This is a genomic window from Rhodopirellula sp. JB055 (assembly GCF_043100905.1).
In the GTDB taxonomy this organism is placed as follows: Bacteria; Planctomycetota; Planctomycetia; order Pirellulales; family Pirellulaceae; genus Rhodopirellula.
This window is the reverse complement of the sequence record NZ_JBICHO010000411.1, coordinates 1-6063: the sequence shown is the minus strand read 5'-3', so window position 1 is coordinate 6063 and position 6063 is coordinate 1. Positions and strand designations below refer to the sequence as shown.

Annotated in this window: 6 protein-coding genes; 5 read left to right on the top strand and 1 reads right to left on the bottom strand. The window is 57.7% G+C overall.

Features of this window, described 5'->3' with window-relative positions; genetic code table 11:
- From ACF8AM_RS16110 to ACF8AM_RS16100, 3 genes are all read left to right on the top strand, one after another.
- The coding region (locus ACF8AM_RS16110; RefSeq protein ID WP_392556617.1) for a hypothetical protein at positions 1-1170 on the top strand (1170 nt) is incomplete at its 5' end.
- Positions 1171-1225: 55 nt separating this feature from the next.
- On the top strand, positions 1226-2272 hold the full coding sequence (locus ACF8AM_RS16105; RefSeq protein WP_392556616.1) for an endonuclease/exonuclease/phosphatase family protein: 1047 nt from the start codon (positions 1226-1228) through the stop codon (positions 2270-2272).
- Complete coding sequence (locus ACF8AM_RS16100) at positions 2269-2586, top strand: RNA-binding S4 domain-containing protein (RefSeq protein ID WP_392556615.1); 318 nt, start codon at positions 2269-2271, stop codon at positions 2584-2586. The genes ACF8AM_RS16105 and ACF8AM_RS16100 overlap by 4 nt, the downstream gene beginning before the upstream one ends.
- A 26-nt stretch (positions 2587-2612) precedes the next feature.
- Here the strand turns inward: ACF8AM_RS16100 and ACF8AM_RS16095 are convergent, their stop codons facing one another.
- Positions 2613-3356 (bottom strand): DUF726 domain-containing protein, encoded by a 744-nt coding sequence (locus tag ACF8AM_RS16095; RefSeq protein ID WP_392556614.1) that lies wholly within the window; start codon positions 3354-3356, stop codon positions 2613-2615.
- Between the two features lie 347 nt (positions 3357-3703).
- Here ACF8AM_RS16095 and ACF8AM_RS16090 point away from each other — a divergent pair, with 347 nt between their 5' ends.
- Together ACF8AM_RS16090 and ACF8AM_RS16085 are read left to right on the top strand one after the other, a co-directional pair.
- Positions 3704-5467 (top strand): Hsp70 family protein, encoded by a 1764-nt coding sequence (locus ACF8AM_RS16090; RefSeq protein ID WP_392556613.1) that lies wholly within the window; start codon positions 3704-3706, stop codon positions 5465-5467.
- A 19-nt stretch (positions 5468-5486) separates the two neighbouring features.
- A partial coding sequence (locus tag ACF8AM_RS16085; protein WP_392556612.1) for a hypothetical protein occupies positions 5487-6063 on the top strand: 577 nt, incomplete at its 3' end.

Here is a 6063-nt window from a genome sequence, read left to right as displayed (position 1 = left end):
ACCGATCCTGCCAAACGCATCGACGAAATCATCGCCCACTACCGGCGTGAACGTCAGCCGGTCGAGCTGTTCGAAGCACTCAAGATGAAAAGCCGTCTGGCACACGGCCTGCCGATGATCGCGGACCCTGACGAACCGCTGCTGCCCGGCACCACCGAAGCTGAAAAACAACGCGAACGGGCATTGGAAGAAGACCTCCTGGACGCCTGTCGCCAAGCCGGTGCGATGCTGATCCAAGACGGCCGCATTGCAGAAGGATGGATGTACCTGCGCCCCACCGGCGACACCGCACTCGCTCGCCGCTTGCTCGCTGACATCGAGATCAACGACGAAAACTACGACGAGATGACTCAGGTTCTGTTGCATGAGAACGTTGACCTTCGTCGTGGTTACAACGCGGTGCTGGAACATCAAGGCACCTGCAACAGCATCACGCTGTACGACCAAGCCATCGCGACACGTTCGCGAGCCGATCGGCAGGTCGCCGCGGAGTGCTTGCTGACCTCTTTTTACAACGAACTGCTGTCGCTCGTCCGCGACGATTTTCGCAACCGCGGCCCCGAAAACGGAGTCACGCCCGAAGCGATTGAAGAAGATTCCGTGAAGCTCAACCTCGGCGAGCTGATCGCGAAGTACAAGTGGATCCTTGGTGGCGGCGGGTATCATCTCGATACCACGCACCTGTCGTCCACTGTCCGTTTCGCGACCGTCATCGATGATCGCGAAATGATCGATCGAGCGTGGCAGCTCTGCCAATACGGCCGCCGTTTGCCCGCCGATTTCCAGTACCCCGGCGAGGAACCGTTCGTTGACTTCTATCCTGCTCACTCCGCTTTCTTCTCTGCGTTGCTCGGCCAAAGTGTCGACACAGCGCTGCGAATGTTTGAACAAAAAGCTCGCACGGTCGACGTCAACCTCGCCGGCGCAGGCGCCATCGAAACCTACATCGACTTGCTCGATCGAGTCGGTCGCCCCGCCGAAGCCCTTCGCGCCGCGATCGAGTTGTTCCCGGAAGACGTGCCAGTCCAGCGAGTCCTACCCGAACTCTTGGCGATGGCTCGACGCGCCAAACAGGCGGGCGACACGTCGGGACTGGATGCCTTGGAACAGTTCTGCTTTGGACGAGGTGACTTGCTCGCCGTCGCCGCCATCGCCGCCGAAAAAGCCTGAGTCCCAGCCGTCGATTTCTTCGCGAATCTGCTCTCCATCCTCGCCGAATCTCCGCATGCGTTTGATCTTCCTCTGCCCGTTGGCTGCCTTCTTTTTGGTCGCGTTGAATTCTCCTGCCAACGCTGCCGACCCGACGGAATTCAGCGTCATGACCTGGAATCTGGAATGGTTCTTCGACAATCAAACGGCTGACAACCCAAGCGAACTGGGGCGTGAAAAAAGTTCTCCCAGCCGCAAACAATGGGATTGGCGTCGCGACCGAGTGGCCGCTGCAATCGCGAAAGTGCGACCGACCATCGTGGCTCTACAAGAAGTCGAAAGTCAGAACGTGATGTTCTTTCTGACTCGCGCGATGGATCGCAATCACGATCTGAAATACGACGACTACGTGATCAAAGGCGAGGACTTTTACACCGAACAAGACGTCGCTTTGCTGGCAACGAAAACGACCGGCGTGCGATCCATTTCACGAGGCGTCGTAACACCTTCGATGAAATCTCGCGGTTACGCTGCCGTATCAAAACATTTATTCGCGGTCGTTGAAATTCCTGTCAACGGAAAGATCGAACTGCTGGTGATCGCGAATTGTCATCTGCGTGCAATGGCCGAAAAAGGCGAACTGCGGGCACGCCAGACGCGGTCGCTGAGTTTGTGGCTGGAACGTTTGGTCACGGGCGTGAAAGCGTCACAAGAAGATCCCAACCAACCCGTTCATGTTCTGGTCACGGGAGACTTCAACACCGAGGAACTTGCCGGGCAAATCGCCGCGGATTCGGATCTCGGCGTGCTGATGTCGCGAGGCACCAGCGATCCATCGGATGACCTAGTCGACCTGCACGATCGCATCCCGCCCACGGAGCGAACGACGCATCTGTTGCCCGGTCGCCAATTCGACCGCATCTTGGTTTCGCGTGACCTGGCGATTGACACGCCCGGCGTGGTCGACCTGTCGCTCCGCGATGTCGCTGTGCGAACCGATTTGAACTTTGGCGGCGACCAAGACACACAAGAAGAACACTGGGACAACTACTGGAACATTCCTGACGACCAGCGTGACATCAGTGACCACAACCCCGTCCTTGCAAGGTTCCAAATTCAATGAACGACTCGTCCGCTGATTCCAATGCGCCCATTCCCTCCCAGTCACCCGGTACCTCCCAGTCACCCGGTTCCCCTGACGCAGCGAATCCTGTCAAAGCACCGATTCCCATGGTTCGACTGGACGACTTTCTCAAACGAGAAGGTTTGGTGGGAACGGGAGGCGAAGCCAAGGTGCTGATCCAAGCCGGTGAAGTCATCGTCAACGGCGAAGTCGACACGCGTCGACGCAAGCAACTGCACAATGGCGACGTGGTCACCTTCAACGGAGAAGACTTCCCGGTCGATGTCGAATCGCTGGGCGATCCACCGATGTGAATCGCCAACCATTCGCAAACGTAACCTCACGCCATCACGTATTGGCCAAACCGATTCCAATAGCCGCTGTGGTGCCCCAAGAAATTGAACTGGTTGGGCAACTCACGGCACAAATCGTGATTCATCAAGCGGTCGCGTAGTTCCTCACACACGATCGCCCCGGTTCCAACCACGCGGTCGATCACCGGAGCGACGTTCAAGATCCGATCTCGCGGGGAATACAAATTGATGAGTCGCCCGCGAAACGTGTCCACGTGCTGATTCCAGTTCATCCGAGACGTCATCCCGCCCATCAACAACAGGTCGTCGACGCGGCAATCTCGTTCCGCCAATTTTTCCAAGGCCGAACGAATCACGACCGTTCCGAGCGAGTGCCCGATCAAGTGCAACGGGCGTTTGCCCACGCCGGGAAGGTCCAAGATTTTATCGGCCAGTCGGACACCATCGCGTCTCGCACAATAGTATCGCCTGCGAAAGTTGGCCGCACCGATCACTGCCGCGGTTCCGATGCCACCCGCCAACGACCCGACTCCCAATAACGCCCGGCCACCTCGAATGGCTGGCAGCGCCACCCGAGCCCCACGGGCAACCACACCCACGGACGCTCCCGATTCAGCCCATGAACCCGCCGCCCAACGCACTCGGTAGGTGGATCCACTCAGCCCCGCGGAACGAATCAGATCCGCGTTGGGGCGAGCCCGGTAGCCCGCCACCACAAGATGGATCGGCCCGCGACTCGATTCTTCGATTGCATCAATGCGAACTGTCACGTATGCCTCTGAAACGAGAAAACCAGCGTTTGCAATCGCAATGACCGCGAATGGAGCGTGTTCTAAAATACCCGATTTGGGGCTCCGAACGCAAAGCCCATCTGGGGGATCCGAAAGCGAGCTCAAGCAGAAGAGCAACAAAGTCGATCGGTTCCGCCGATTGAGCGATCAACCGACGTCCAAACGCGAATCGTCCCGCAAGATTCCCGAGAACGTCGCTGCACACCATCCGCCCAATCCACCCATTTCAACGGATGCACGGCGAGCCGCAAACTCACTAGACTATCACCCCTTCGAAACGCTTCTGACTGCCGTGCACAAACTCACTCGAACAACCCCTTCGATTCATGCCTGAATTCGGATCCGATTCGTCTTTCCCAACTGAAGAACCGGTGTGCATTGGCATCGACCTGGGCACCACGCACTCGTTGGTCAGCGTGTTCCGGAACGGCAAACCCGAGTTGATCTCCAACGCTCATGGCGACACGCTCACGCCATCCGTCGTGGGTGTGCTCGAAGACGGCCAGGTCGTCGTTGGCTCCGCCGCTCGAGAACTTCGCGTCACCGCGCCTGAGCGTTGTGCGTGGGTCTTCAAACGCTACATGGGCCAAGAACGCAAACTCAAACTCGGCGACAAAGAGTTCACGCCTCACGAACTGAGCAGTTTGGTGCTGCAATCACTGCGTGACGACGCCGCCGCTTTCCTGAACACGGAAATCACCGACGCCGTCATCACCGTCCCCGCGTACTTCAACGATCACCAACGCACTGCCACCCGACTGGCCGGTGAAATGGCGGGCCTGAATGTCCGCCGCATGATCAACGAACCCACCGCTGCAGCGCTGGTCTACGGCTTTCACGCTCGCGAAGACGAAAAGAACCTCTGCGTCATCGACCTCGGTGGTGGCACCTTCGACGTGACTGTCATGGAAGTCTTCGAAGGCACACTCGAGATTCGATCCACCGCCGGCGAAAGCATGTTGGGCGGAGAAGACTTCACCGACCGAATGGTCTCCGCGGTCTTGTCCGGCGAAGACACGCAGCTCGAACTCGCCGAACTGCAGCAACCCCTGCGTGTGTCCCGATTGCGAGGCGAATGCGAAAAAGCCAAACGTTTGCTGTCCAAGGAAGAAAGCTGCAAGATCCGGCTGCCCGACCAAGATGGCAACTTTGCTGAGAAACCGAAAACGTACCGGCTCACCCGAGCCGACTTTTCGCGAATGTGCGATCCGTTGATGCAGCGAATCGCGGGACCGATCGCAAGAGCCCTTCGCGACGCTGAACTGGACCCCAAAGACATCGACGACGTGATCCTGGTCGGTGGCTCAACACGCATGCCCGTCCTGCGTGATTTCGTCATCGACTACTTCGGCAAACCACCGATCATCGATCACGATCCCGATGAAGTGGTGGCTCTCGGTGCGGCCGTGCAAGCCGCCTTGATCGGTCAAGACGCCGCGGTCGACGACATGGTGATGACCGATGTCTGCCCGTTCACCCTGGGTGTCGAGATCGTCAAAGAGTTTGGCGGGCACATGCAAGACGGTTACTTCAAACCCATCCTGCATCGGAACTGCACGATCCCAGTTTCTCGCGAAGAAGTCTTCAGCACCGTCGCGGCCAACCAAACCAACGTGACACTGAAAGTCTTCCAGGGCGACGCACGCAAGGTCGCTGACAACACCGCACTCGGGCAATTGGAAGTCAAAGGATTGCCGCCCGGCCCCGCCGGCAGCCCGATCTACGTTCGCTTCACCTACGATTTGTCAGGCGTGCTGGAAGTCGAGGCCTACGCACCGGGAGGCGAACGATTCCGCACCGTTTTGACCAACCACGTGCACCAGTTGTCGCCCGCTCAAATCGAGGAAGCCAAACGGCGGATCGAGGCACTCAAGTTCTACCCGCGAGATGATCTCGATAATCAAAAATTGGCTCGGTTCGCCGAACGCATGCTGGGCGAACTGCACCCTTCGCAACGCCAACAACTCGACGACGCACTTGACATCTACGAAGACGCGATGGCTCGCGCCGACCGCGAACATTTCGCGAACGCCAAGGACACGTTGTTAATGGTCCTATCATCACTCGGACTCGATCACGAGGATCTTTGAACGTGGAGGACCTCTGAACGTGACTGACTCGCCCGCCAAAGCCTATTTGCGATCCATGCTGGACATCAATCCGGTCTGGCAGTCCGCGTCCGCGTTGCAATTGCGAAGAAAGACATTGCGGTTGCCGAATCATGATCCGCGGCAATCGGGTGTGGACGCGGATTCCGTCGATGACATGGTCGTCCAGCATCAGAAACGAGCCAAAGCACGCGAGACTGTCACCCATCTTCAGAAGCAGTTCTTTCATTTGTCGGATGACGAACTGGACTCGGCACTCAGCAGTTTAAGTACAGCCGAAGTCCCGGAACTGGCACCGACGATTCGCCGTTTGCAAACCGCGGCAAGCGAACGCAACTCGTTTGTCACGATGCTGAACGACAAAAAGTTCGACCGAGAATTGGTGATCGCATTGGGCAAGTCCGTCGTGCTGCCGCAATCTGACGCTGGCTACGTCCGCGAGAAATTCATTCAAAATTTGACGACGAAGAGCAGTCGCAAACGAGCTCGCGAAACTTCACTCAAAATTCAAAAGGCGCATCCCAATCTGTTCGCCTTGGAACGCGATTGGTTGACGACCTTGCAAAACACAAAGACCT